General features: G+C 71.9%; 2 protein-coding genes and 1 pseudogene. All 3 read right to left on the bottom strand.

All coding sequences use genetic code 11. The features are described 5' to 3' along the window. Positions 1–213 (bottom strand): annotated as a pseudogene (locus tag AB0C29_RS49165) (hypothetical protein); the annotation flags it as partial. Between the two features lie 93 nt (positions 214–306). After that, the gene (locus AB0C29_RS49160) at positions 307–585 is read right to left on the bottom strand and encodes a hypothetical protein (protein WP_360552794.1); all 279 of its coding nucleotides are present in this window, start codon (positions 583–585) and stop codon (positions 307–309) included. Between the two features lie 60 nt (positions 586–645). Beyond that, positions 646–1,247 (bottom strand): M24 family metallopeptidase (locus AB0C29_RS49155; protein WP_360835366.1); only part of this gene is annotated, 602 nt, incomplete at its 5' end.

Below are 1,247 nucleotides of genomic sequence, written 5' to 3'. Positions count from 1 at the left end.
CAGGGCCAGTGCGGCGCCCAGGCCGGCCAGCATGAGCAGACCGCCCCAGAGCACGTGCGCGATGTGCAGCCCGCCGCCGCCCAGCTTGGGATAGCCGGTGGCCGCGAGGAAGCCGCGGGTGATCAGGACCGTCGCGATGCCCGAGAGCAGCAGCACCCGCAGATGCAGCACGGCGGTGTCGGATCGCACGAGCGAGGCTCGGACACTTCCCATGTCTGCGAGCCTCGCGTGCGGCGTGGCGGGGAGCCATCCGGCCATCCCCGGAGACGACCCCGGTATGACCCTGAGGGCCCGGCCGGGCCGGCCTCAGAAGGGTGCGGGCCCCCGACCGACCAGCGACATCAGCACCTGGGTGGCCAGCAGCTTGCGGACGCCGGTCACGGCGACCTCACCGATCTGGTCGTAGGGCAACTCCAACTGCAGTCCCTCGGTCGCGTTACGGATGTCCGTGCTGACCTCGTTGGGCCGGAACGTGCCGCTCCAGCCGTTGAGGTTCCCCCGGTTGTTGGTGCCGAGCGAGGCCATGCCGGTGACGCGTGCGCCGTCGACGAGGATCAGCGTTGCCGGACCCGAGTAGGTCGTCATGTCGTAAACCGTAGCGGCTCGCCGCATTTCCGGTACCCACGGGTTGCTCCTGAACGAGCGTTAGAGGTGGACCAGGCCGGTGTCGGTGGTGTTGAGCCGCCGTACGCCGTCGGGGGTGCAGACGACGATGTCCTCGATCCGGGCCCCGTGCGCACCGGCCCGGTAGATGCCGGGCTCGACCGAGAACGCCATGCCCGCCACCAGGGGGTCGGTGTTTCCCGCGACGATGTACGGGTCCTCGTGCGTCTCCAGCCCGATCCCGTGACCGGTGCGGTGCAGGAACAGCTCCCCGTAGCCGGCCTGCTCGATGGGGCGGCGTGCGGCGGCGTCCACTGCCTCGGCGCTGACCTCGGGCCGGACGGCGGCCACCGCGGCCCGCTGGGCGGCCTGGAGCACGGCGTAGTAGTCGGTGAAGTCCGCGGGCGCCGACGGCCCGAGGACGTACGTGCGGGTGCAGTCGGAGCAGTAGCCGCTCGGCATCGTGCCGCCGATGTCGACGACCACCGGGTCGCCGCGTTCGATGATCCGCGGCCCGCTGCTGTGGTGCGGGCTGGCGGCGTTCGGGCCGGCCGCGACGATGACGAAGTCCGTACGGGCGTGCCCGGCGTCGCGGATGGCCAGGTCGATGTCGGCGGCGACCTCGGCCTCGGTGCGGCCCGGGC

Origin of the sequence: Actinoplanes sp. NPDC048791 (genome assembly GCF_040650095.1) — a bacterium.
GTDB lineage: Bacteria > Actinomycetota > Actinomycetes > Mycobacteriales > Micromonosporaceae > Actinoplanes.
The sequence above is the reverse complement of the archived record's forward strand: the minus strand, read 5'-3'. Positions and strand labels throughout refer to the sequence as shown.